The organism is Telmatospirillum siberiense, from assembly GCF_002845745.1.
In the GTDB taxonomy this organism is placed as follows: domain Bacteria; phylum Pseudomonadota; class Alphaproteobacteria; order Rhodospirillales; family Magnetospirillaceae; genus Telmatospirillum; species Telmatospirillum siberiense.
Map to the genome: position 1 here is coordinate 75,263 of NZ_PIUM01000023.1, position 22,571 is coordinate 97,833.

Consider the following 22,571-nt stretch of genomic DNA (forward strand, 5'->3'; position numbering starts at 1 on the left):
TGCTGAAAATGACCCATTTTTAGAGGGTTTTCTTGCCGAACCAAACAGTTGTGCCTCATTTTTTATCACCATTGCCGAATAATTCGGCAATGGTGCTGTCCAAAGCGGCAAGTCTCGTCTTGGGTGAATTCTCAAAGCCCGTTGCCGCATCCATCCTTATCGTTGGGAAAAGTCGTCGTGAAACCAGCCAATTCCGTTCTTTCCAGTTATGGCACCACCATTTTCGAAGTGATGTCGCGTCTGGCCGCCGAACATGGGGCGGTCAATCTCGGGCAGGGTTTTCCTGAGGGTCTGGAGCCCCCCGTCCTGCTGAAATCGGCCGCGCGAGCCCTTCTCGAGGATTCACAGCAATATCCTTCGATGATGGGTACGCCCGCGCTGCGCCGCGCCGTGGCCGACCATGCCCTGCGGTTCCACGGCCTGACGGTCGACCCCGACCGCGAGGTGATGGTCACCTCGGGCGGGACCGAGGCCCTGGGCGATTGTCTGTTCGGCCTGATCGAGCCGGGTGACGAGGTGGTGCTGATCGAGCCGCTCTACGACAGCTATCTGCCGATCGTCCGGCGTGCCGGCGGCATCGCCCGCCTGGTCCGTCTGGAGCCGCCGGAGTGGGGACTGCCGCGCGAGGCTCTGGCCGCCGCCTTCAGCGACAAGACCAAGCTGATGATCATCAACACGCCGATGAATCCCACCGGCAAGGTGTTCGACGCCGATGACCTGGCCTTCATCGCCTCGCTGCTGGAACGTCATGACGCCTATTGCGTTTGCGACGAGGTCTACGAGCATCTGATCTACGACGGGCGCCGGCATGTTCCCCTGATCGGCCTGCCCGGCATGCGCGAACGCTGTCTGCGGATCGGCTCGGCGGGGAAGACCTTTTCCGTCACCGGCTGGAAGGTCGGCTATGTGACCGCCTGTCCCGCGCTGTTGCAGCCGGTGGCCAAGGCTCACCAATATCTCACCTTCGCCACGCCGCCCAATCTGCAGCAGGCGGTGGCCGAGGGCCTGGCCAGCCCGGATTCCTATTACCAGGGGCTGGCCGGCGGCTTACAGGCCCGGCGCGACAAGCTGGCCAACGGGTTGGCCGATATCGGTTTCAAGGTCTTGCCTTGCTACGGCAGCTATTTCCTGACCACCGATTTCCGCCCCCTGGGCTTCGAAGGCGACGATGTGGAATTCTGCAAGCATATCACGGTCAATGCCGGGGTGACGGCGGTGCCGGTCAGTATCTTCTACCAGGCCGGCGACGTCCGACATTACGCCCGCTTCTGCTTCGCCAAAAAGGATGAGGCGATCGAGGAGGCGTTACGGCGCCTGGCCCGGTTCTTCGGCCGGAAATGACTTCGGCGCGGACGGCGTCGGCAGAAAAGGTTGGGCCCCCCCGCATCTTGCAATGACGCGGGGGACTCACCACGTGCCCTTTCCGTGGTCGGAAGGGGGAGACGTCTGTGCGGGGTGTCCGGCAGGGTTTGTCGGTATGGCTGAGTGTCTGGTTCCTGCTGCTCAATGTCGTCGCGCTCCCGTGGTGCCATGCGCCTTCGGAGCGCTCCTTCGACGGGCAGGCGGCGGCATTTTGCCATTCCGGCGACGCCGATCCGGCCGGCCGGGGCGGACACGATAGCGGCGATCCCGCCGGAAACGCCGATCATTGCCCCCTTTGCCTGGTTTGCCGGGTGCTGTCCACCGGCGCGCCGGCCACGGCACCGATATCGTTGCGAACCGCCCTGGTGCGGATCGAGGGGCCGACGCCGCCGGGGCCCACATTCGCTCCGCCGTCTCCCGCCTTGGACCGCCCCCAACAGCCGCGGGCGCCTCCCTCCATTCTCCGAGAACTCATGTCCATCCCATCGTGACGCCGTCCATTTTGGACGGGCGGCGCCACGGTATCAGGCACGACGTTTCCTGGAGACCAAGGAATGAAGCGTTTTACGTTGCCGGTGGCCGTCTTGTCGGCCGCCATCACCTGGAATTTCGCCGCCCAAGCCCATGGCATCGCCGGCGATCGCGCGTTTCCCGCCACCCTGACCATCGATGATCCCGCCGTCGGCGACGAATTGTCCCTGCCGACCCTCTCCGAGATCCACAACAGCGCCGCCAAGGACGGCGGCGCGCCCGGCAGCCGGCAATTCGAGGCCGGCGCCGAATGGGACAAACGGATCACGGAACATTTGGGGATTGCCCTCAATGTCGACCACACGACGCTTGGCGAAGACGGCGGTCGCACGTTGAACGGTTGGCAGAATTTGACCGGAACCTTGAAATATCAGGCCTTTGTCAGCCCTGAGCACGAGTTCATGTCCTCATTCGGGGTGATCCGCGAATTCGGCCATACCGGCTCTCCCAGGGTGCAGGACGTGACTTTCGGTTCGACCACCCCCACCCTTTATTTCGGCAAGGGGTGGGGTGATCTGCCCATCGCCTTCCTGCGGCCCCTGGCCGTCACGGGAACGTTCGGCTACCAATTTTCCGACAAACCCAATGTCAGCGCCAATCAATGGGTTTTCGGCGCTTCCGTCCAATATTCGCTGCCCTATCTGCAGGCGCAGGTGAAGGATTTCGGGCTGCCCGGCTTTCTTGGGCGGTTGACGCCGCTTGTGGAGATGGCGATGACGACGCCGGCCAAGGGCGCTCCCGGCAGTTCGACGGTGGGCACCGTCTCGCCGGGCATTCTCTATTCCGGCGATAGCTGGCAAGTCGGCGTCGAGGCTTTGCTGCCGGCCACCCGGGCGACCAACACCGGTGTCGGCGCGATAGCGCAATTTCATCTTTTCCTTGACGACATCTTTCCCCAGAGCCTGGGGCGCCCTTTGTTTTGAGGAGATGGAACATGATGAAGGTGCTGACCGTTCTGGCCGTCCTGGCGGGTGTGTTTTCGGCGAGCCCCGCCTTCGCCCACGCCCATCTCCTCCAGGCCGAGCCCGCCGTCGGAGCGGAGGTGGCGAGCGCCGCCGCCGTTCGATTGAGTTTCAGCGAGGGGGTGGAGGGCAAATTCTCGTCGATCACGGTGACGGATGCGGCGGGCCGGGCCGTTTCCTCGGAGCCGGCAAGGGCCGATCCCCAGGATGGGCGCGTCCTCGGTTTGCTGCTGCCGGGGCCGTTGGCGCCCGGCGTCTATAGCGTGTCCTGGTCGGTCGTCTCGGTCGATACCCACCGGAGCAGCGGTCATTTCACCTTCACGGTGCGGCCGTGACGGGCTGGCGCCGGGGGCGTGGAGTGGGGACATGATGGTCGCGCTGGTGGCTTGCGCGACGGTGCATACGGCGGCGGTCATGGTGCTGTTCGGCACCCTGGCCGTTCGTCCGCTGCTGATCGGCGGGACCGCGGCGGCCGGTTTCGGCGGAGCGGTTGGCCGGCGTTTGGTGGCCGTCGCCGCCTGGTCGGCCTTCGTCACCGCCGTGGCCTGGCTGTCTTTGCAGAGCGCCGCGATGACCGATGATCTTGGCGCCATGACGGACCGAGAGACCATCCTGGCGGTGCTCGGCGACACCGCCTTCGGCCGGGTTTGGCGATGGCATCTGGCAATCGCCGGGGCGGCGGCCGTGGTCTCGACGCGTCGTGGCGGTCCAGGACGCCTGCTGCCGGTGCTGGCCCTGCTGCAATTGGCCGGTCTCGGCTTGATCGGCCATGCGGCCATGGAGGAGGGGGCTTCCGGCCTTTTCCAGCGGGCCGTCCAGGTGGTGCATTTGCTGGCCGGTGGAGCCTGGCTTGGCGCCTTGCCTTTCCTGTGGTTGCTCGCCCGCTCACGCGGCGAGGGCGCCTCACCGGCGGAACTGGAGGTCGCGCTCCGGCGCTTTTCGGGATTCGGTGCGGCGACCGTCGCCCTTTTGCTGCTCACCGGTGCCGTCAATCTTTGGATTAGGACCGGCGGGCGATGGGAGGCGCTCGCCGCTCCCTATGGCCTGATCGTCGCGGGCAAACTCGGTCTGGTGGCCTTGATGATGGTTCTCGCGCTGGTCAATCGCGGGCTTTTGACGCCCGCCTTGTCACGCCGTCCGCAATGGGGCCGCCGGTGGTTGCGCCTCAGCGTGGCGATGGAAACGCTTGTCGGTCTGGCCGCGCTGACGGCGGCTTTCGTGCTGGGGGGGGCCGTCCCGCCGTGATGCCTGCGAAGATAATGTTAACTCATCTTGACGACGCCCTCCGGTTTGGGATAGACAACGTGCCTCTCGGTGGCGGGTGTAGCTCAGTTGGTTAGAGCGCCAGGTTGTGGTCCTGGATGTCGTCGGTTCGAACCCGATCACTCGCCCCATTCCCCTTTACGGGGCTTTCCCAAAATGAGCCATTGCGTGAAGGTCTAAGCTGCCGGTGGCGGCGGCGTGCATGGCTGAGCAGCTTTTTCACTTGCACCGGCCTGGGGAGATGGTGCAAAGAAACGGCCCCCCCGGCCAAGGCCAATTTGACCAGCGCGCCGGGCTCGCAGATCGAAACCGACAGGATTTTCCAATGGAGGCGCGGCGCGCCGGTACCGTTTCGAACGATTCACCTTTGCCCTTCCAGATCCGTGGGACGAGTTCCACCTTGCTCGCCCTGAAGGTGATCGATCCGTGCGATCCCGCCTTTTTTATCCATCTGGCGAACACTTTGGCTCTGGCGCCCGGATTTTACCGCAACGCGCCGATCATCCTCGATCTCGCCGCCGTGGCCCGCAAAAACCCTGTCGATTTGACCATCTTCTGCGCCCAATTGCGTGAATTGACCTTGACGCCGGTGGGCATCCAAGGGGCGACGGCGGATTGGGAGCGGAATGCGCTGGCCGCAGGACTGGCGGTTTTTCCGGCGGGACGGAGCGCCGATCCGGTGAGCGTCCATGGACGGGCCGCGCCGTTGCCGCGCCCGAGCACCGCCCGCCTGGTGACGGAACCCGTGCGTTCCGGTCAGCAGGTCTATGCGGCGGAAAGCGACCTCATCGTGACCGCTCCGGTCAGTCGCGGCGCCGAATTGTTGGCCGATGGCAATATCCATGTCTATGGTCCCTTGCGCGGACGCGCCCTGGCCGGCACGAACGGCGACCGATCGGCCCGAATCTTCTGCCGCCATTTCGATGCCGACCTGATATCGATCGCCGGCTATTACGAGGTCAACGAACATATGGAGCCCCATTTGTTCGGCAAGCCCGTCCAGATCAGGCTGGACAACGAACGGCTGATCTTCGAGCCACTCTGAATTATTCACCGACAAAAGGACGTCATCGTGGCAAAAGTCATCGTAGTCACCTCCGGGAAGGGCGGTGTCGGCAAGACCACCACCTCCGCCGCCATCGCCACCGGGTTGGCTTTGCGCGGCTTCAAGACCGTGATCATCGATTTCGACGTGGGCCTGCGCAATGTCGACCTGATCATGGGCTGCGAGCGCCGCGTGGTTTTCGACTTCATCAACGTGATCAACGGCGATGCCAAACTCCATCAGGCGCTGATCAAGGACAAGCGGGTCGAAACGCTGTCCATCCTCGCCACGTCGCAGACCCGTGACAAGGATGCCCTGACCGAGGAGGGGGTCGAGCGGATCATCGCCGAGCTTGCTCCGCTGTTCGACTACATCGTCTGCGACAGTCCGGCGGGTATCGAACGCGGCGCTCATCTTGCCATGTATTTTGCCGACGAGGCGATCGTCGTGGCCAACGCCGAGGTGTCCTCGGTTCGCGACGCCGATCGCATGATCGGGTTGCTGACCAGCAAATCGCGCCGTGCCGAACAGGGCCAGCCGATGCCGCAACATCTGTTGCTGACCCGCTATGATGCCGAACGGGTGGAGCGGGGTGAAATGTTGAAGGTGGAGGACGTGCAGGAAATTCTGGCGGTGCCGTTGCTTGGCGTGGTGCCGGAATGCCCGTCGGTGCTGCAAGCCTCCAATGTCGGCATGCCGGTGGTCCTCGACGACAAGTCGCCGGCCGGCAAGGCCTATCTCGATGCGGTTGGGCGCATTCTCGGCGAAGAGACGGAGATCGTCATCCCGCGCGTCGCCAGGCGGGGCTTCATCGACCGTTTGCTGGGGAGAACGGCATGAGCCTGATGAATCTGTTCCGCCGTTCGCCGCGCGGTACGGCGGATGCGGCGCGCGAACGTCTGCAGATCCTGCTGTCCCACGAACGGGCCGAGTTGAACAGCCCCGATTTTCTGCCCCAACTGCAGCGCGACATCCTCAATGTCATCCGCAAATATGTCGAGATCGACGATCAGCGGGTGCAGGTGAAGCTGGACAGCGATCGGAACTTTTCCGTTCTCGAGGTGAATATCGAGTTGCCGTCCGATGGCGAGCGACGCTTCCCGCCCGCTCCGTGATGGCTTGACGGGGGGGGGGGGGGGCGAAGCGGATGGCGTCGCGTCTCAGACCCGGCGGGCGAACCAGACGACGCGCCCGATGATGTTGATCTCGTCCATGACCCTTTCATATTGGTCGTGGCGGGGATTGTCGGACTTTATCCTGATGAGCGGCGGGTCGGAGTTCAGGACGTGCTCCAGGCGTTTCACGATGACGCCCAGTCCGTCCCACAGGGCGAACAATCCGCCGGGCGAGGGGGTTCGGTCCAGGGTGTCGATCATCACCCGGTCGCCGCTTTCCAGCGTCGGGCTCATGCTGTCGCCCTTGACCTCGATGATCCGGCTGTCCCTCGGCGAAACCCGCAATTCGTGCCGGACGTAGTCCGAGGGCAGATTCCAGACGGCTTTGACGTCATCGACCGAGACGCTATTGCCGAATTCGTCGGTGTGGGCCATGACCAGGCTTTCGCCACCGCCGCCCATGCCGGCGCGGATGTTGATTTCGGGAATGGCCGCCCTGGACTCCCCCTCCAAAGGCGTGCCCGGCATATCCGGCGGTTGCCGGATGGATGTGGCGTCGACTTTGGGGGCTGTCGCCCGCGTGGCGATGGTCTTGAGGGTTTTTTCCGATATTCCGGCCAGTTCCCAGACTTCTCTGGCGGTAATGGGGGGATCTCCCAGGCCGGTCAGGATGGGCAGCAGTTGCGTCACGAACTCGATCGGGAAATTGCCCTTCTTATATTTGTCTTCCTTCGACGCATAGGTCGATTTGGGAAGGGCCAGGCGGTCGGCGAGATCCTGCACGCTCAGCTTGGAGCGTTCCCGCAAGGTCTTCAGCCGCTTCGATGCCAATGAGATTTCCATCACGGTGCGATTTTGTGCGAAAATAGCGCACAAGTCCATGCGAAAAAATCGTTGCGTTTCGTACGATGATGTCGTACATATGTCAGCATATCATTCATTGGTTGTCGGGCGCTCCGTCTCCGCAAATGCCTTTTGTAAGGCGGAGCGCCGGCGTGGGATGGGTTTTTATGAGAACAAATCACGAACATATGGGGCTTGTTCAGCGCTCGGACATCCGTCCGGGATCGGCGGAATGCCGTACCGGGGCATCGCCGGCCGATGCGGACCGCATTCGGGTGATGGCCAAGGCGCTGCGCCGGGAGAAGGGGCTGGTTTTGCTCGATCCGTCGCGAGTCGCCGATCCCTGGCGTCGGGAAGTGGTCGAGCAGGTGGCGGACGAACAGTTGGGAAAGGGGAGGCGTTGATGGCCGGAAAACGACGCATCGGACCGCGCGGAAAATCCGGGCGTCTGCTGGATCGCTCTCCGGCGCGGCCGGCCATCCTGGCCGAAACCTATCGCCAGAGGGCGCGATTGGTCGGGCTTGAAAATGCCGACAGGGAGGAGGCCGCCTCGTCGGTGGGGCGGTTGTTTCTCGCCGGGCGGATCGAGCGCTGTCATTACGAAGCGGCTCAAAAGCTTCTCATGGCCTGGAAAACCTGGTCCGCCATGGCCCAGCTTCCGCCGCGCACCGCGGGGGTCGCCCATTACGGCCTGGTGGCCGGAAGCAGCCGGCGTCCGGACGTCTCCGACGAGGCATGGTACCGGGCGAAGGCCCGCTATCAGGGGGCGATCGACGCGGTCGGCCAGGGGATGTCCTGGTCCGCCGTGGAAAATCTGGTCATCGATGACGCCGCGCCGGCGCGGCTCTTCGAGGAGGGGGCGATCGCGTCGCGGGTTTACGGCGCGATGATCGAGGGGTTGGATGCCCTGATCGATTACTTTGGAGTGCAAAGGTGTGAGGTAAAAAATCAGGGGCTCTGATGAACCGCAAAGGCACCGGGCGATTTTCCGCAAAGGGGAAAAAGGCCGGGCTTTATAGTCTTTTCCCTCGCCCGCTTTGCGGGCTACGGGATTCATACATCTCTATTTTTTGTACTGTCGATATATTAAGCGTCATTGCGAGGAGCGAAGCGACGAAGCAATCCAGTCTGCCGGAAGGGCTGGATTGCTTCGCCTGAAGGCTCGCGAACGACGGCATTTCTCCCCGGCAAAGTCGAGATGCGTGAATGCCGTAGCGCGGGAGGGTGAGGAAAGTCGCGCGACGCCTGAGAATTTTCGGCGGGACGCCCCCTCATCCCACCCCTTCTCCCGCGAGGGGAGAAGGGCTTTTGTCCGCCCTTTTGCCCTTCTTACCATTTGCGGGTAGCCGGCGGAATGTCGCTGAAGAGATCGGGAACGATTTCGGACTGCTCCGTCACCTTGGTGTCTTGGTGCCTTGGTGGTTTAAAATTGTCGAAATGATATAATTGCATTAATCCGAAATATATAAATAAGTAATTCAATGTTTTATTAATTATTTTTCAAAACTTATTTTGATGGAATTAATAATTTCATGGATTTCGTGTTTCGACATGGAATCCATGGCCCTGCGCGATGGGGCATAATCAGGCGTTTTCATCGCGTTGGCATGGTCACGGGCCACGGAATTAACCGCAAATCGTGACCGCTGCTTCCCTCACCGCCGTCGTGGTCATTTTCCATCCGCCCAAGCTTTTCGGGCGGACGCGGAATTGCGTCTTTTCAAGGCCGGGGCGGATGGCTCGTTTTTTGAAAACCTCAAGATATCGAAGGAATGGAACTCATGACCGTATCCACTTATCAGCAGACCAGCCTGGGCACCCAGGCGCAATCCGTCGACGGCGACCTTTCCGTCCTCTCGCGCCTCGGCGCCGCCTTCGCCCCGCATGCCCAGGCCACGCCCGACATGACGGTGGCGCTGGACGCCGGGCATGTCTTCGACGGCGCTGCGCTGACCGAGGTGGCGGCGCAGAGCGCGTCGCTCACCGCGCCGGCGGCCAATCCCCGGATCGACCGCATCGTCATCAACCAGTTGACCGGCACTGTCTCGGTCGTCACCGGGACCGAGGCCGCCAGCCCCGCCGTGCCGGCCATCCCGAGCGGCTTCGCCCCAGTGGCGCGGGTCCGCTTGTCGGCCGGCGCGACCGTTATCACCAACGACATGATCACCGACGAACGGGACCTGTCGGCGCTGGGGCGCATCATCGCCGTGGAAGCCGGTACGGGATTGACCGGCGGCGGCAGCTCGGGGACCGTGACCATCAGCCTGGAAACCCCGGTGGCGGTGGCCCTGGGCGGCACCGGCACGGCGACGGCGGCGGCCAATACCGTCTTTGCCGGGCCCGCTTCGGGCACCGATGCCGCGCCCTCGTTCCGGTCGCTGACGCTGGCGGACTTGCCGGCGGACGTGGCGACGACGGAGGACGTCGCTGCGGCTATCGCCGTGGAAACGGAACGGGCAGAGAGTGTGGAGGCGCTTCTGGCCCCCTTGTCATCGCCCGCATTGACCGGCACTCCGACGGCGCCGACCGCGCCGGCCGGAACGGACACTACGCAGATCGCTACCACCGCATTTGTTGCGTCGGCCGTTGTCGCCGGAGGCCTGCAACACGGTCAATGCTATCTTACTTTGTCAGGCGGCAATCTATTGCTGAGTCCTTATAACGGCAATCGATTGATCATCGGCGGGGTCGAACAGACAATTCCCGCCACCGGCGTCAGTTTAGCTCCGACCAACCTGATGGTAGACACACTCTATTACATCTATGCCGGTATGGTCTCAGAGACGATGATGCTCGTGGCCAGCACCACCGGCCATAGCACCGACGCCACGACCGGCATCGAGGTCATGACCGGAAATTCAGCCTATACCTTCGTCGGGTGGGCTTGTCCAACAATCGGGCCGGCGTGGGTGTCCTCCCCTGCGAAGCAATATGTGATTAATTATTTTAATCGCCGGAATCTGCCTCTGGTGGGTGCAACGACGAGTTCTGCCATTACCGCCACTGCGCTTACGGAAGTAACGACCAATGCTCGTGCTTACTTCATATCATGTGGAGAGAGCGGAGATATTGGTGCCGTTGGGTCAACAGTGCATTGGGTCGGTGGGGATAGCGTGGGAATAATGGTCGGATTGGATGGTGTGGCAGGGGGCACGCAGAGCAACGGCATGTCATTTCCCGGTGGTGCACCAGCAACGGCAGCGGCGCGGCTAACACAGACAATCGCTGAGGGGCTGCATTACGCATCACCTATGGCTTATGTCGCCGTTCAATACGGGACAGCCTACGTCGCGATTTGCGGCACAATTAGGGGGTAATGAACTAAGTATCGCTCTCCCCTGTTTTGTGGAGCCGGCCGTAGCCACTCTTGGTGATGGTATCACGGGATGACGAAGTAGTTCGTTTATTTCTGCACATCTCCGAAGCCCTCTTTCTAAATAGCATTCCTCTGTCGGCGTCATATCGAGTGCTTCACCTCGCATGCACCGTCGTATTTTGTCCTGGAGGACCGCATGTCCCGTCATATCAACGCGGCCGGCCTCGATCTCATCAAGAGTTTCGAGGGCTTGCGGCTGACCGCCTATCCGGATCCGCAAAGCGGCGAGGCGCCCTGGACTATCGGCTACGGCCACGCGGGGCACGTCCTGGAGGGCGACGTCATTACCGAACAGCAGGCCGACGCCTTTCTGGCGGCGGATCTCGCCGTCTTCGAGGCCGGTGTTTCCTCCTCGGCGACCGTTCCTTTGACCGATAACCAGTTCGCCGCGCTGGTGTCTTTTTCCTTCAACCTCGGCCTCGGGCGGTTGCGGGGCTCGACGCTGCTGCGCCGTCTCAACAATGGCGATTACGACGGGGCCGCCGGGGAATTTCCGAAATGGACCTCGGGCGGTCTGCCCGGTCTCGTCCGTCGCCGCGCCGCCGAACGGGATTTGTTTCTGCGGCCTGACGAAACCGACATGGAGGTTTGATCATGTCTTGTGTCTTTCACGAAAAAATCGGGCCGGCGCTGCGCGACCCGACCAGTTGGGCCAATCTTTCCACCCTGGCTTTCGGGGCCATGAGCCAGGGCGTGCCCGTCGACTGGTCCCGGTGGTGCTGGTTGGCGGCGGTCGTGTCCGGCGCCATCGGCGTCATGCTGCGCGGAGGAAATCCACCGCCGTCCAAGGGAGGAGGGCGATGACGCCGATGGCTTATCTCAAGATCGGCGGCGCGGCTCTGGCCGGCCTGCTGATCGCCACTACCGTCTGGTATGTCGGCGATCTGCGGACGCGGGTGGCCGAGGCGAAAGCGCGGATCGCCACCCAGGCCGCCACCATCACTGTTCAGCAGGCGGCGGCGGAACAAAATCAGCGAACCATCGCCGCCTTGCAAGCGGCGAAGGATCTCGGCGATCGGGCGCAGGCCGCCGACGCCCGGCGTCAACGCTCGATCGCCACCGCCGCCGAAAAAGCCAAGGAGCATATCCGCCATGTCACGATTCCCGATGATGGTTGCCGGGCCGTTGATGCTCGGGATGCCGATACTCTTGAGCAGTTGCGGGGATTGCTCGCCACCGTCTCCGGTGGTGGAGACGCGGATGGTCAGGATTCTGCCGCCGGCGGGGCTGATGGCGGACATTCCGCCGCCGCCTCTGCCGGATCGGTTGGCCAGCCGTGACGATCTCAATCAGGTGAGTGTCGATCTCGCCGGATGGGGAACGGAACTCCGCGCCAGACTCGCGGAATTACGAAATTGGGCGGCCGGGGCGGCACAATAATAACCCCGGCGCTCGATGACGGATCGTCGTCCCGACGATCGAACGAACACGTCCAATAATCACTTTTACTTGTATTCCCGGAAGTTTCACTGCGGACAAGCGATTCGGAACCCTGGTTCCGGCTCGCCGGGCACCGCCGTGAACAGAACCATTGTCTGCAAAACATGAAGAAAGGTTACTGCCATGAGTGTCAAAACTTTTAACCAGCCCGATTCCGCCAGCATGATTTGTGACGCCTATCCGTCGGCGATCGATGCCTCCGTTTCCGTCCTCTCGCGCCTCGGCGCCGCCTTCGCCCCGCATGCCCGGGCCACGCCCGACATGACGGTGGCGCTGGACGCCGGGCATGTCTTCGACGGCGCCACGCTGACCGAGGTCGCCGCGCAGAACGCGTCGCTCACCGCGCCGGCGGCCAATCCCCGGATCGACCGCATCGTCATCAACCAGTTGACCGGCACTGTCTCGGTCGTCACCGGGACCGAGGCCGCCAGCCCCGCCGTGCCGGCCATCCCGAGCGGCTTCGCCCCAGTGGCGCGGGTCCGCTTGTCGGCCGGCGCGACCGTTATCACCAACGACATGATCACCGACGAACGGGACCTGTCGGCGCTGGGGCGCATCATCGCCGTGGAAGCCGGTACGGGATTGACCGGCGGCGGCAGCTCGGGGACGGTGACCATCGGCCTGGAAACCCCGGTGGCGGTGGCGCTGGGCGGCACCGGCACGGCGACGGCGGCGGCCAATACCGTCTTTGCCGGACCCGCTTCGGGCAGCGATGCCGCGCCCTCGTTCCGGTCGCTGACGCTGGCGGATTTGCCGGCGGATGTGGCGACTACCGAGGACGTCGCAAAGGTGGCCCTGCAACACGGTCAATGCCGTCTTGTCCTGTCGGGAAGCAATCTCTTGCTGTCGCCCTACAATGGCAAGCGATTGATTGTTGGTGGAGTGATGCGCACCGTTCCGGCGGCCGGCGTATCCTTGAGCCCAATCGGCCTGACCGCTGGCACGGTCTATTACATCTACGCTTATATGACCAGCGGTGGCGAAATGGCCCTTGAAGCCAGCACCACCAGCCACGGCACCGACAGCAGCACAGGCGTGGAGATCAAGGCGGGTGATGCCTCGCGGACGCTGGTTGGCATGGCATGCCCACAGACTGGACCGGTATTCGTTCAATCGCCGAACGCAGTGGGGGTCTTGTCGTGGTTCAACCGTCGTCGTTTGCGTCTTGTCACGGTCTATGGCCAGGAGGGCGAGGCTGGGTCGGCTTTGACGGAGTTGAGTTCGGCCGCGCGCGTCTATGCCCTCAATTGGTCTGACGAACCGCCCATGGTTGGTTATTATGTCTACGCGAGTGTGGAGAATACATCTGGTCAATCTTGTTCTGTGGCACTGGCTTTGGACAGCACCTCCGTTGCCTATCAGGGGGTCAACACCGGCGTATTTGCGTCAGGGTCGTCCTCTCCGACGATACCATTCGCGGTTCCTCCCGTTGTCGCGGTGGACGCCGCCGAGGGTGTCTACCATTATTTTACGGTCGTCGGTCTGTGCCAGGGGGCGACCGCAAGCTTTTTCAATATCTCTGTCGTTGGAGATCTCAGAGGGTGATTTTTCGTCGGTGGAGTCCGCCACTTAAGGCGGTTCTTCCGACGTAATCCGTGCCTCCCGTCATTACGCGTCACACAGTGGTCAAGGGGTGAGCGGTTTCTCACTCCTTGGCTCTGCTGAGGTGATTCTCCTCAGAGGGCGTTTTATGTGGCGAAAGGGAAGTTTGAGCTTGGCGCAAACCGATTCCGACCGGAATTGATGTCGGCCATCAGTGGAATTTCTGGTGGACATCCTGCTGACACAATCATCGAACAGCCTGACCTTCCATAACGGTCTGGATAAATGAGGTCGTCGGCGGATGGTGTGTCAGCCACGAATAAGTTTAGGTATTAATGTAATATATATTTTTTCAAAAATATTTTATTAGTTAATGATTCAATCTTAAATTGAATTTTAAATTCTTGTTTTATCATTTTATTTTGTTGTATATGTTTATTTTGTTCGTGAAACTTCTTTCTGGTTGAACCTCATGTCCCTAAACGCTCTTCTGTTCGATCTCGACGGCACGCTGGTCGATAGCGATGCCCTGCATATCCAAGCCTTTCGCGCCGTGGCCGCCGAACATGGGGTCAGCTTCGACGCCGATTTTTTCGCCAGGCATATGTCCGGCCATACCAACGCGCAGATCTGCCTGTCGTTGTTCCCCGACCTTTCGGCCGCCGAGCATGAGCGGATCGCCGACGAGAAGGAGGCCCTGTTCCGCCGTTTGCTGGAAGGGGCGTCCCTGGCCATCCCCGGCGTGGTGCCGCTGGTCGAATGGGCATTGGACCGGGGCATGAGCGTGGGCGTGGTCAGCAACGCGCCGCCGGCCAATGTGCGGGCCGTGGTCCAATCGCTGGGATTGGCCGGAAAATTCGCCGTGGAGATTTGCGGCGGGTCGGTGCCGCGCGGCAAGCCCGATCCCATGCCCTATCGGGTGGCCCTGGAACGGTTGGGGGTGCCGGGCGAGAGGGCTGTCGCCTTCGAGGATACGCCGCTCGGCATCCGGGCCGCGGTCGGGGCCGGCATCGCCACGGTCGGGCTGACCACCACCCAGCCGGAGGAAAATCTGCTGGCGGCGGGCGCCCTGCTGGCGGTCAAGACTTACGAGGATCAACGGCTGACGGCCTTTCTTGCCGAACGGTTGTCGATGGCTTCCTGAGGTTTCTCCGAGGGGGGAATGGCGAAGCCATTCCCCTATCCGGTTGGTTTCCTCTCGTCAGGCGGCGGTCAGCGCCGTGGCGTAGGCGGACGCCGCTTTGCCCACCATGATGTGATAGCGGCCGCCGCCCAGATCGACGATGCCCTGGGCTCCGGCGCTACGCAGCGCGGGCTGGTCCAGTTTCGACGGATCGCTGATTTCGACCTCCAGGCGCGTTCCGGCCACGGCGCCGATCCGCCGGATGTTGGCGGCCCCGCCGAGGGCGGCCCGCAACGCATCGACCAGGCGCTCGAAGTCCTTGTCGGAGGCGGCGGGAACGTCGCGCTTCGGCGGAACGGCCGGAGCGGCGGCCGGAGCGGTCCCGGCACCGACGCCTTCAAGGTCGTCGAACTCGCCGGGATGGGTCTTCAGGAATTCATCGATGTCGGTCTTCAGATTTTCCGAGCGGGTTCCGAACACCACCTGGACACCCTTGCCGACCACCATGACGCCAGAGGCGCCCATCGCCTTGAAACGATCCTGGTGAACCTTTCCCATGTCGTTGACGCCGACCCTGAGGCGGGTGATGCAGGCGTCGAGGCTGGCGATGTTGCTGCGTCCGCCGAAGGATGCCACCAACTGACGGGCGATGGCGATATGGTCATCGCCCATATCGACCGCCGGGATGGTGACACCGTCCTCTTCACGGCCGGGCGTCTTCAGATTGAAGCGGATGATGGACAGGCGGAACACGGCGTAATAGACGACCGCGTAGATCGGTCCCAGCACCAGCGTCATCCACCAGTTGTGGGCGGTCGGGCCGAACACGTTGAACAGCAGGAAATCGATGCCGCCCTGCGAGAAGGTGAAGCCCATGTGGATGTCGAGACTGTTGGAAACGAACTGGGTGGTGGCCGCCAGGATGGCGTGGAACAGATAGAGGACCGGGGCGACGAACAGGAAGGAGAATTCGATCGGCTCGGTGATGCCGGTGATGAAGGAGGTCAGCGCCGCCGAGATCATCAGCCCGCCCACCTTGACCCGGTTTTCCGGCCGCGCCGTATGCCAGATGGCGATGGCGGCGGCCGGCAGGCCCCACATTTTGAAGAGAAAGGCGCCGGCCAGGATGCCCGCGCTGCGGTCTCCGGCGAAGAAGCGATTGATATCGCCATGCACGATGGCGCCGGAGGCGTCGGTGTAGGAACCGATCTGGAAGAAGAAGGGCACGTTCCAGATATGGTGCAGGCCGAAGGGGATCAGCAGGCGCTCGATGAAGCCGTAGACGGTGGCGGCCATGCGCGGATCGTTGTCGGCGGCCCAGTGCGAGAAGACGTTGATGCCATTCTGTACCGGCGGCCAGATCAGCGACAGGATGACGCCGACGGCGATGGCCGCGATGCCGGTGGCGATCGGTACGAAGCGTTTTCCGGCGAAAAATCCCAGATAGGCCGGCAGTTCGATCCGGTAATAGCGATTGAAGAGGATGGCGGCGACGGCGCCGATGATGATGCCGCCGAAGACACCGGTCTCCATGGATTTCATGCCCATCACGAGGACGGGGTCGATGCCCAGGGCGACGGCCATGACGCCCATGGTGGCGACCATCACGACGAAGCCGACGACGGCGGCGATGGCGGCGACGCCGTCATTCTCGGTCAGCCCCAGCGCGACGCCGACGGCGAAGATCAGGGCGAGATTGCCGAAGATGGCGCCGCCTCCCTGCGCCATGACGTTGGATACGACCGGAGGAATGAAGCCGAAGTGGGAGCTGCCGATACCCAGCAACAACCCCGCCACGGGAAGGACGGCCACGGGCAACATCAAGGATTTGCCGATCTTTTGCAGCCATCCGAAGGTGGTCTTGAACGCGATCATTCTTTTCCTCTCCTTCTTATTCGCATTTATGTTTTCAAGGGCCTGTTCATAAATTATCGAATCAACAGGCCCTCAAGTCCGAGCGGCGCTTCTCGCCCGCCGTAGCGGAGCGCAGGCGTCATATGGAATCTTGGGGTTTGGAGCGATTATTTCGCGACAAGCCCTAAGGATCACACCTCGGGCCAATAGGACGATAGGAGACGGTGCACGGCCTCCGCCGACTCTTGCGAAAGGGCTTCCCGGGCGACGGCCTGGCATCGTTCCAGGGAAAGCGAACGGACCATTTCCTTGACTTCGGGAACGGTGGCGGCCGTCGTGGAAAGTTCCGTCACGCCAAGGCCGATGAGGACCGGGGCCGCCAGGGGAATGGAGGCTAGACCTCCGCAGACCCCGGTCCAGCGCCCATTGGCGGTGGCCGCCGCCGCCGCCTGGGCGATCAGCCGAAGGACGGCGGGATCGAAGGCGTCGACCCGCTTGGCGAGATGAGGATTCATCCGGTCCATGGCCAGCGTGTATTGGGTCAGGTCATTGGTGCCGATGGAAAAAAAGTCGCATTCCTTGGCGAAGACGTCGGCCATCACCGCCGCCGAGGGCACTTCCACCATGACGCCCAGGGAGATCGGCTTGTCTTGGCCGAGCGTCCGGCGTTCCTCGTCCAGCATGGTCCGCACGGTCCGCAGTTCGTCGATGGTGGCGACCATCGGCACCATGATCCGGCATTGCCCATAGGGCTGAACGCGGAGAATGGCGCGCAATTGGGTGCGCAGCGTTTCCGGCTTCCAAATGCCCGTCCGCACGCCGCGCAGGCCCAGTGCCGGATTGGTTTCGCGGGGCAGGCCCAGATAGGGCAGGACCTTGTCGGCGCCGGCATCCAGCGTGCGGATGATCAGCGGGCGTCCTTCCAGCGAATCGGCGACGGTCTGATATTGGGCGAGTTGTTCCTCTTCCGAAGGCGCCGTGTCGCGGTTCAGGAACAGAAACTCGCTGCGCAGCAGCCCGCAACCCTCGGCGCCGTTGGCGACGGCCAGCAGGGCGTCGGCCGGCGAGGCCAGATTGGCCACCACCTCGATGCGCCGGCCGCAGGCGGTGTGACAGTCCTCCGCCGCGCGGCTCTTCGCGAGGGCCAGGCGCGCCTGACGCTTTTCGATTTTCGCCGCCGTCGCGGACAACAGCTCTGGCAGCGGATTGACCTGCAGTCGCTGATGATCGGCGTCGAGAATCAGCGGCGTGCCGTCGGGCACCCGCGCGAGGTCCGGACCCATGGCCACCAGCGTCGGTATGCCGAGCGAGGCGGCGAGGATCGCCACATGGGAGGTGGGGCCGCCTTCGGCCAGACAGAGGCCGGCGAGGCGGCTGGTGTCCATGCCGGTCAGTTGCGAGGGCAACAGGTCGCCGGCCAGCAGGATGGTTCCGGCCGGAAGATCGGTGCCGGCGCGCGATTTGCCGGCCAGGGCCATCAGAACGCGCCGTTCGACGTCCAGAAGATCGACGGCGCGTTCGGCGAGCCGGGCGCTGCCCAGGCGTTTCAGGGCCGCCGCTTGTTGTCCGGCGGCGCTCTTCCAGGCGAAGCCCGCGCTTTTTCCCTGGTCGATCAATGTTTGGGCGGCGCCGAGGAGATCGACGTCGTCGAGGAAGGACAAATGCGCCTTCAGGATTTCCATTTGCTGGCGATTGTGGGGCCGCGCCGCCTCGATTTCGCCATCGAGGTCCTGACGGCTGGCTTCAAGGGCCAGTCGCAGGCGCTCCAATTCCACGTCGACGCCGGCGCCGGCTTCAGGGACGGAAATTTCTTCCTGGGCGAAACGGACGGCCTTGCCGGTGGCGAGGCCGGAGACGGCCTGGACCCCCGTGATATCGATCCGTTCATGGGAGGCGAAGGCCGGGCGGAGGGGCGTTTCGGCGATCGACGTCCCTGCGGCGGGAACCGGAGAAGGGGCTTTGCCGTCGGCAAAACCGGCGATCACCGCGCCGATGGCGGCCAGGGCCGCTTCCGCGTCACCGCCTGCGGCCGTCACCCGGACGGCATCACCGCCGCCGAGGCCCAGCAGCATCAGTTTGACCGGGCTGCGCGCGTCGGCCTCCTTATCGTGGGCATGGAAGATTATGCGGGCCTTGAAGCCTTTCACGGCATCGGCGATCAATCCCGCCGGCCGCGCGTGGATGCCATCGGGATCGTCGATCCGGAATTCCCGCGTCAGGACCGGTCCCGCAGCCTGCGGAGCCGCCTCGGCCGGGGCGGTGCCGGCCGGACTGACGGTGAACAGCACCTCGCCCGCCGCCACCTGACGCCCGGGCGCCATGGCGGAAAGCGTGTAGTCTTCGCCCAGGACGATGATCGGCACCAGGAGGCTTCTCGCCTTGTGGGCCAGGATGTCCATGTCGAAGGAAATCAAGGGATCGCCGGTCTTCACCGCCTGTCCCTCGGCGACGTGCAGGGTGAAGCCTTCGCCGGCCAGCGCGACGGTATCGAGACCGACATGCAGCAAAACCTCGGCGCCGTTGGCCAGCCGCAGGGTGACGGCATGGCGTGCGCGGTGGGCGACGGTCACCACGCCGTCGCAGGGCGCCTTCAGCACCGATTCGAATGGGTCGATGGCGATCCCATGGCCCAGGACATACCCGGAAAAGACGGGATCGGGAACATCGGAGAGCGCCGTCAGCCAGCCGGCCAGCGGCGCGTGGAGTGCTATGCTTTCACCCGTTGCCGCCGGTTGGGTTTGAGGGCGGGCGGAATTTTTGGTTTCATTGATGGGAGTCATTCGAGCAACCTGTCTCATCCGTTTGGCCTCGCAACGCTTCCCCTGCATCAAAATGATCGGCGAGGGGGCGCTAGATCATAGCACGCCATTCGTTCTGGAGCGGGCAGGGACGCGGAAGGACCTTATCCGGACAAGTTTGCGCTCGTCCTTGAAATCAGCGGGAAAACCCGTGGCTTCCCCGCGATTCGACTTTCCTCCCATCCGGCCATTCCGGCTCTGTGGATTAATTAATAACGCAAATTTATTTATTAAACAATCGATGAGTGTGGGGAAGCGTCACGATGATTGTTTAAGTGGTGATCATTCCGGCAGGGTGAGCAGGGGAATGCCGTTGGGGACGAAGTTCGAATAAAGCGGCAGCAGGGCGCTGCCCAGGATCGGCGCCTTGGCTCCGATGGTGCCGTTGCGGATCCAGGGACGGACGACGCCGTCGAGACTCAAGCCGTCCATGGCCGCGGCGATCTTTTCGACCAGGGCGTCGAGAAGCCAGCGTGGCATCGCCCCATCGATGATGATGCCGTCGAAATCGATGACGGCGCAGGCGGAGGCGACGGCCTGCGCGATGGACGGCGCCGCCACGTCGCACCAATCGTCGATCAGTCCCTGGGCCTTGCCGCTGTCGTCGGCGAGAGCCTGGTCGATATCCAGTCCCAGAGGGGCCAGCTTTTCCTCAAGCAGGGTCAGGGAGGCCAGATCGACGAGTTGTTTGAACCCGGCAAGGCGCCCCTTGTCGTCGAAGACGGGGAGCGGAATGGACCCGATGGCGCCGGCATTGCCGAAGACCCCGGGATAGAGCGCGCCGTTGAGGACGCCGCCGCCGCCGATGAAGGGGCCCACGAAAATATAAAGAAAGTTGGGAAAGTCGAGGCCGGATCCGAACATCAATTCGCCGAGGCAGGCGGCGGTGGAATCCTTGGCGAGAAAAACGGGCGGCCCGGATGGTTTCGAGACCTGGGCCCGGATGTCGACGTTCTTCCATTGCGCCATGATGTCGGGCGGCGCGTCCAGTTGCTCTTCCCACTTTCCGACGATGAAGGAGGGGGCGGCGATTCCGATTCCGGTCAGGCGGTCGCGCCGTTCCGCGGGGATCGACCGGCTGATGAAATCGATCGAATGCTGGATCAGCGGAAAGATGAATTGCGGATCGGGATAGGGATAGGTCTGGGCCGTTCGGTTCATGATTTCACCGGTAAATCCGATGAGAACCATTTCCAATTGGTGGCGGTCGATGCTGATGCCGATGGAATAGGCGCCATGCTGATTAAGGGCGATGGGAACCGAAGGCTGTCCGATTTTTCCCTTGATCTTCTCCTGCTTGATCAGCAATTCGTCATCGAGCAATTGATTGATGATGACGGAGACGGTCTGCGCGCTGAGGTTGCTGATCCGCGCGATGTCGGCTTTCGGCATGCTGCCCGCGCGCCGGATGATCTGGAGGACCACGCGTTCGTTGAACTGGCGCATGCCGCTCTGATTGGTGCCCAGATCGCGCGCCTCTTCGAACGGGGCCTTGCTCCAATCCGCAGATGTCAAGTCGCGTTCCATTTCTTTCTTGTATTAGCCGTTTCCGGCTTTCCCCCTTGGTCACGCGGTTCGCCCGATGGTGAAACGCGATGATGGCAGAAACCGTACGATCTGCAAGAAAGGGTGACAAGTCGAAACTCGGGAGTGAAAAAGTCGTTAGACCGGTTTGAGAGGTGAAATGCCGGAAGCCAACGCGATGATCATTAAAATTTTTAGATCAAAAGGATGTCGTTTTTTATTCTGCTGACTTTTTGGGACTTTCATCAGTTGTTCGTAGATTCCCAGCATTTCGCAGGTGTCATTACCCTTGATGACCTATCATCAATAGTAGTTAATTTAATAATTTGTACAACCATAAGAAGTTCTCGCCGTGATATGGATCTCCGCCCGCGTTCGGTCACCCGGAGAGCCAGCTTGGATAAGCTGGCTCTCCGGGTCGGTATCAGAAGTCGACCTGGGTTTTCAGCCCCACGATGATGGCGTTGTGCGCCTTGGCGACGCCACCGGGCTGGTTGATGTATTGCACGTTCGGCCGCGCGGTCAGCCATGACGTCAGACGGGCCGTGTAGTCGAATTCGACGGCATATTCGGACGTCTGGATGAGGACGGAACCGGGATCGGTCGCATCGATCAATTGCTGGTTTCTGGTCACCCGATCGTTCACGTGGGTCTGTCCGAGGCCGATCATGATGTCGTCATTCGGGCGGAACGGAATGAACCCGCCGTAAACCGCGCCGAAAGCAATCTGGCGGTCGACGGTCGCCGTCATCCGGTCGGCGAAGGAGGCGTTGAAAAACAGCGATAAGGTCGTGGGATCGATGGTCGTCGGATTGATGAGGAACTGTCTGAAGTTCACATAGGTGCCGAAGTGTCCCTGGCGCGACTGGGCGGCCTTGCCGGTCAGGGCGGCGGATTGGCCATTGACGTCGTTGACGACATCGGTGCCTTCCGACGTGTTGTACCAGAAGCCCAGCTTGTAACTGCCGGGCAGTCTTGCCGTTCCGACCTTGGGCAACCACCCGAATTCCAGCGGGATGAGGGCTCCTGTGGTGTTCGGCGGCTCCTCAAGGGTAAAGGCGTAGCGGCGTGTGGCGTAATTGGAGTTCATCTCGTAAGCGCCGACCTGCACATAGCCGGACTGCTCGAAGTTGACCTTGACCCGCGAGCCCCATTGGCTGACCGGCCAATTGTACCAGTAGCCGCCGACGATATTGCCCGGCTGCGAGCCGCAGAAGGTCAGGTTCATGAAATCGCAACTGAAGGCCGCGAAATCGCTGCCGACGCCCATCCGTCCCAGTCTCACGTCCAAGACATCATTGAAATAGGTTTGGTCGTACCAGAGTTCGGTGAGCCGGAAGGTCTGATTGCGTCCCCAGACCTCCTGTACCTGCTGCAAGGTGCCGCCGCGCGTGCCGATATCCTCGTCGGCGTCGAGCTCGCGGCCGTTGCGTTCCGAGATGGAGAGCTGGAACTTGGCGTTGGGGATGGAAAGCAGCCGGTCGAGGTCGAAGGTGGTGCCGAAGGCCCATTGATCGGTATAGCGTGTTCCAGACCGTGTGCCGCCTTGCGGGTTGTTGGCAACTTCCGAAACCCACCCGAGCTTGAAGATCAGACCGTCCTCGGCAAGTTTATGCCGCCAGCCTCCCCAATCGCCGGTCAGTCCCGCCGATCCGTCGTCGAGCGGTGGTTTCGTCTCGTCGTCGGCGTGGGCGGGAGCGGCGTAAAGAAGCGCCGCCATGGCGAGCAGGCCGTATTTTCCTTTGAACGTCATCCGTATCTCCCCTTTTGTTGAGATCCGGCCGCTTTTTGCG

At 62.4% G+C, this 22,571-nt stretch carries 21 protein-coding genes and 1 tRNA gene; 17 read left to right on the forward strand and 5 right to left on the reverse strand.

The window, feature by feature from the left end; translation table 11 throughout:
• Positions 1-177 precede the first annotated feature (177 nt).
• From CWS72_RS18160 to minE, 9 genes are all read left to right on the forward strand, one after another.
• Positions 178-1,341, forward strand: a complete 1,164-nt coding sequence (locus tag CWS72_RS18160) for an aminotransferase (RefSeq protein WP_101252086.1) — start codon at positions 178-180, stop codon at positions 1,339-1,341.
• Positions 1,342-1,448: 107 nt separating this feature from the next.
• Positions 1,449-1,853, forward strand: coding sequence for a DUF2946 family protein (locus CWS72_RS18165; protein ID WP_101252050.1), 405 nt, complete (start codon positions 1,449-1,451; stop codon positions 1,851-1,853).
• 63 nt (positions 1,854-1,916) lie between these two features.
• On the forward strand, positions 1,917-2,816 hold the full coding sequence (locus tag CWS72_RS18170) for a hypothetical protein (protein WP_101252051.1): 900 nt from the start codon (positions 1,917-1,919) through the stop codon (positions 2,814-2,816).
• An 11-nt stretch (positions 2,817-2,827) separates the two neighbouring features.
• Entirely contained in the window at positions 2,828-3,190 is a 363-nt protein-coding gene (gene copC / locus CWS72_RS18175) for a copper homeostasis periplasmic binding protein CopC (protein ID WP_101252052.1), read from the forward strand.
• Between the two features lie 31 nt (positions 3,191-3,221).
• Complete coding sequence (gene copD / locus CWS72_RS18180; protein WP_101252053.1) at positions 3,222-4,100, forward strand: copper homeostasis membrane protein CopD; 879 nt, start codon at positions 3,222-3,224, stop codon at positions 4,098-4,100.
• Between the two features lie 72 nt (positions 4,101-4,172).
• A tRNA-His gene (locus CWS72_RS18185) sits at positions 4,173-4,249 on the forward strand.
• A gap of 194 nt (positions 4,250-4,443) precedes the next feature.
• The gene (minC, locus tag CWS72_RS18190; protein WP_101252054.1) at positions 4,444-5,163 is read left to right on the forward strand and encodes a septum site-determining protein MinC; all 720 of its coding nucleotides are present in this window, start codon (positions 4,444-4,446) and stop codon (positions 5,161-5,163) included.
• Positions 5,164-5,190: 27 nt separating this feature from the next.
• Positions 5,191-6,003: a septum site-determining protein MinD gene (minD, locus tag CWS72_RS18195; RefSeq protein ID WP_101252055.1), complete on the forward strand. Its 813-nt coding sequence runs from the start codon at positions 5,191-5,193 to the stop codon at positions 6,001-6,003.
• Positions 6,000-6,278 (forward strand): cell division topological specificity factor MinE, encoded by a 279-nt coding sequence (gene minE, locus CWS72_RS18200; RefSeq protein WP_101252056.1) that lies wholly within the window; start codon positions 6,000-6,002, stop codon positions 6,276-6,278. Before minD ends, minE begins: the two co-directional genes overlap by 4 nt.
• Positions 6,279-6,323: 45 nt before the next feature.
• Here minE and CWS72_RS18205 read toward each other — a convergent pair whose 3' ends face one another.
• On the reverse strand, positions 6,324-7,109 hold the full coding sequence (locus CWS72_RS18205) for a S24 family peptidase (RefSeq protein WP_158240709.1): 786 nt from the start codon (positions 7,107-7,109) through the stop codon (positions 6,324-6,326).
• Between the two features lie 179 nt (positions 7,110-7,288).
• Between CWS72_RS18205 and CWS72_RS18210 the strand changes: the two genes are divergently transcribed.
• The 8 genes from CWS72_RS18210 (at position 7,289) to CWS72_RS18245 (ending at position 14,623) form a co-directional block, all read left to right on the forward strand.
• A complete protein-coding gene (locus tag CWS72_RS18210; RefSeq protein WP_146002801.1) occupies positions 7,289-7,525 on the forward strand; it encodes a hypothetical protein in 237 nt (78 codons plus the stop codon).
• A complete protein-coding gene (locus tag CWS72_RS18215) occupies positions 7,525-8,082 on the forward strand; it encodes a hypothetical protein (RefSeq protein WP_101252059.1) in 558 nt (185 codons plus the stop codon). The genes CWS72_RS18210 and CWS72_RS18215 overlap by 1 nt, the downstream gene beginning before the upstream one ends.
• An 820-nt stretch (positions 8,083-8,902) precedes the next feature.
• Positions 8,903-10,438: a hypothetical protein gene (locus CWS72_RS28115; protein WP_199175778.1), complete on the forward strand. Its 1,536-nt coding sequence runs from the start codon at positions 8,903-8,905 to the stop codon at positions 10,436-10,438.
• A gap of 195 nt (positions 10,439-10,633) precedes the next feature.
• Positions 10,634-11,089 carry a lysozyme gene (locus tag CWS72_RS18225; RefSeq protein ID WP_101252060.1) on the forward strand — a complete coding sequence of 152 codons (456 nt, stop codon included), beginning with the start codon at positions 10,634-10,636 and terminating at the stop codon, positions 11,087-11,089.
• 2 nt (positions 11,090-11,091) lie between these two features.
• Complete coding sequence (locus tag CWS72_RS18230) at positions 11,092-11,301, forward strand: hypothetical protein (RefSeq protein WP_101252061.1); 210 nt, start codon at positions 11,092-11,094, stop codon at positions 11,299-11,301.
• Positions 11,298-11,777, forward strand: coding sequence for a hypothetical protein (locus CWS72_RS18235; RefSeq protein WP_101252062.1), 480 nt, complete (start codon positions 11,298-11,300; stop codon positions 11,775-11,777). The genes CWS72_RS18230 and CWS72_RS18235 overlap by 4 nt, the downstream gene beginning before the upstream one ends.
• A 283-nt stretch (positions 11,778-12,060) precedes the next feature.
• On the forward strand, positions 12,061-13,482 hold the full coding sequence (locus CWS72_RS18240; protein ID WP_101252063.1) for a hypothetical protein: 1,422 nt from the start codon (positions 12,061-12,063) through the stop codon (positions 13,480-13,482).
• 469 nt (positions 13,483-13,951) lie between these two features.
• Positions 13,952-14,623, forward strand: a complete 672-nt coding sequence (locus tag CWS72_RS18245; protein ID WP_101252064.1) for an HAD family hydrolase — start codon at positions 13,952-13,954, stop codon at positions 14,621-14,623.
• A 57-nt stretch (positions 14,624-14,680) separates the two neighbouring features.
• Here the strand turns inward: CWS72_RS18245 and ptsG are convergent, their stop codons facing one another.
• The 4 genes from ptsG to CWS72_RS18265 all read right to left on the reverse strand — a co-directional run bounded on the left by ptsG (position 14,681) and on the right by CWS72_RS18265 (position 22,531).
• Positions 14,681-16,477, reverse strand: a complete 1,797-nt coding sequence (ptsG, locus tag CWS72_RS18250; protein ID WP_101252065.1) for a PTS glucose transporter subunit IIBC — start codon at positions 16,475-16,477, stop codon at positions 14,681-14,683.
• 170 nt (positions 16,478-16,647) lie between these two features.
• Positions 16,648-19,236, reverse strand: a complete 2,589-nt coding sequence (gene ptsP, locus CWS72_RS18255) for a phosphoenolpyruvate--protein phosphotransferase (RefSeq protein ID WP_101252066.1) — start codon at positions 19,234-19,236, stop codon at positions 16,648-16,650.
• Between the two features lie 300 nt (positions 19,237-19,536).
• Complete coding sequence (locus tag CWS72_RS18260; RefSeq protein ID WP_158240710.1) at positions 19,537-20,769, reverse strand: ROK family transcriptional regulator; 1,233 nt, start codon at positions 20,767-20,769, stop codon at positions 19,537-19,539.
• A gap of 433 nt (positions 20,770-21,202) precedes the next feature.
• Complete coding sequence (locus CWS72_RS18265) at positions 21,203-22,531, reverse strand: carbohydrate porin (RefSeq protein WP_101252068.1); 1,329 nt, start codon at positions 22,529-22,531, stop codon at positions 21,203-21,205.
• Between the last annotated feature and the right edge of the window lie 40 nt (positions 22,532-22,571).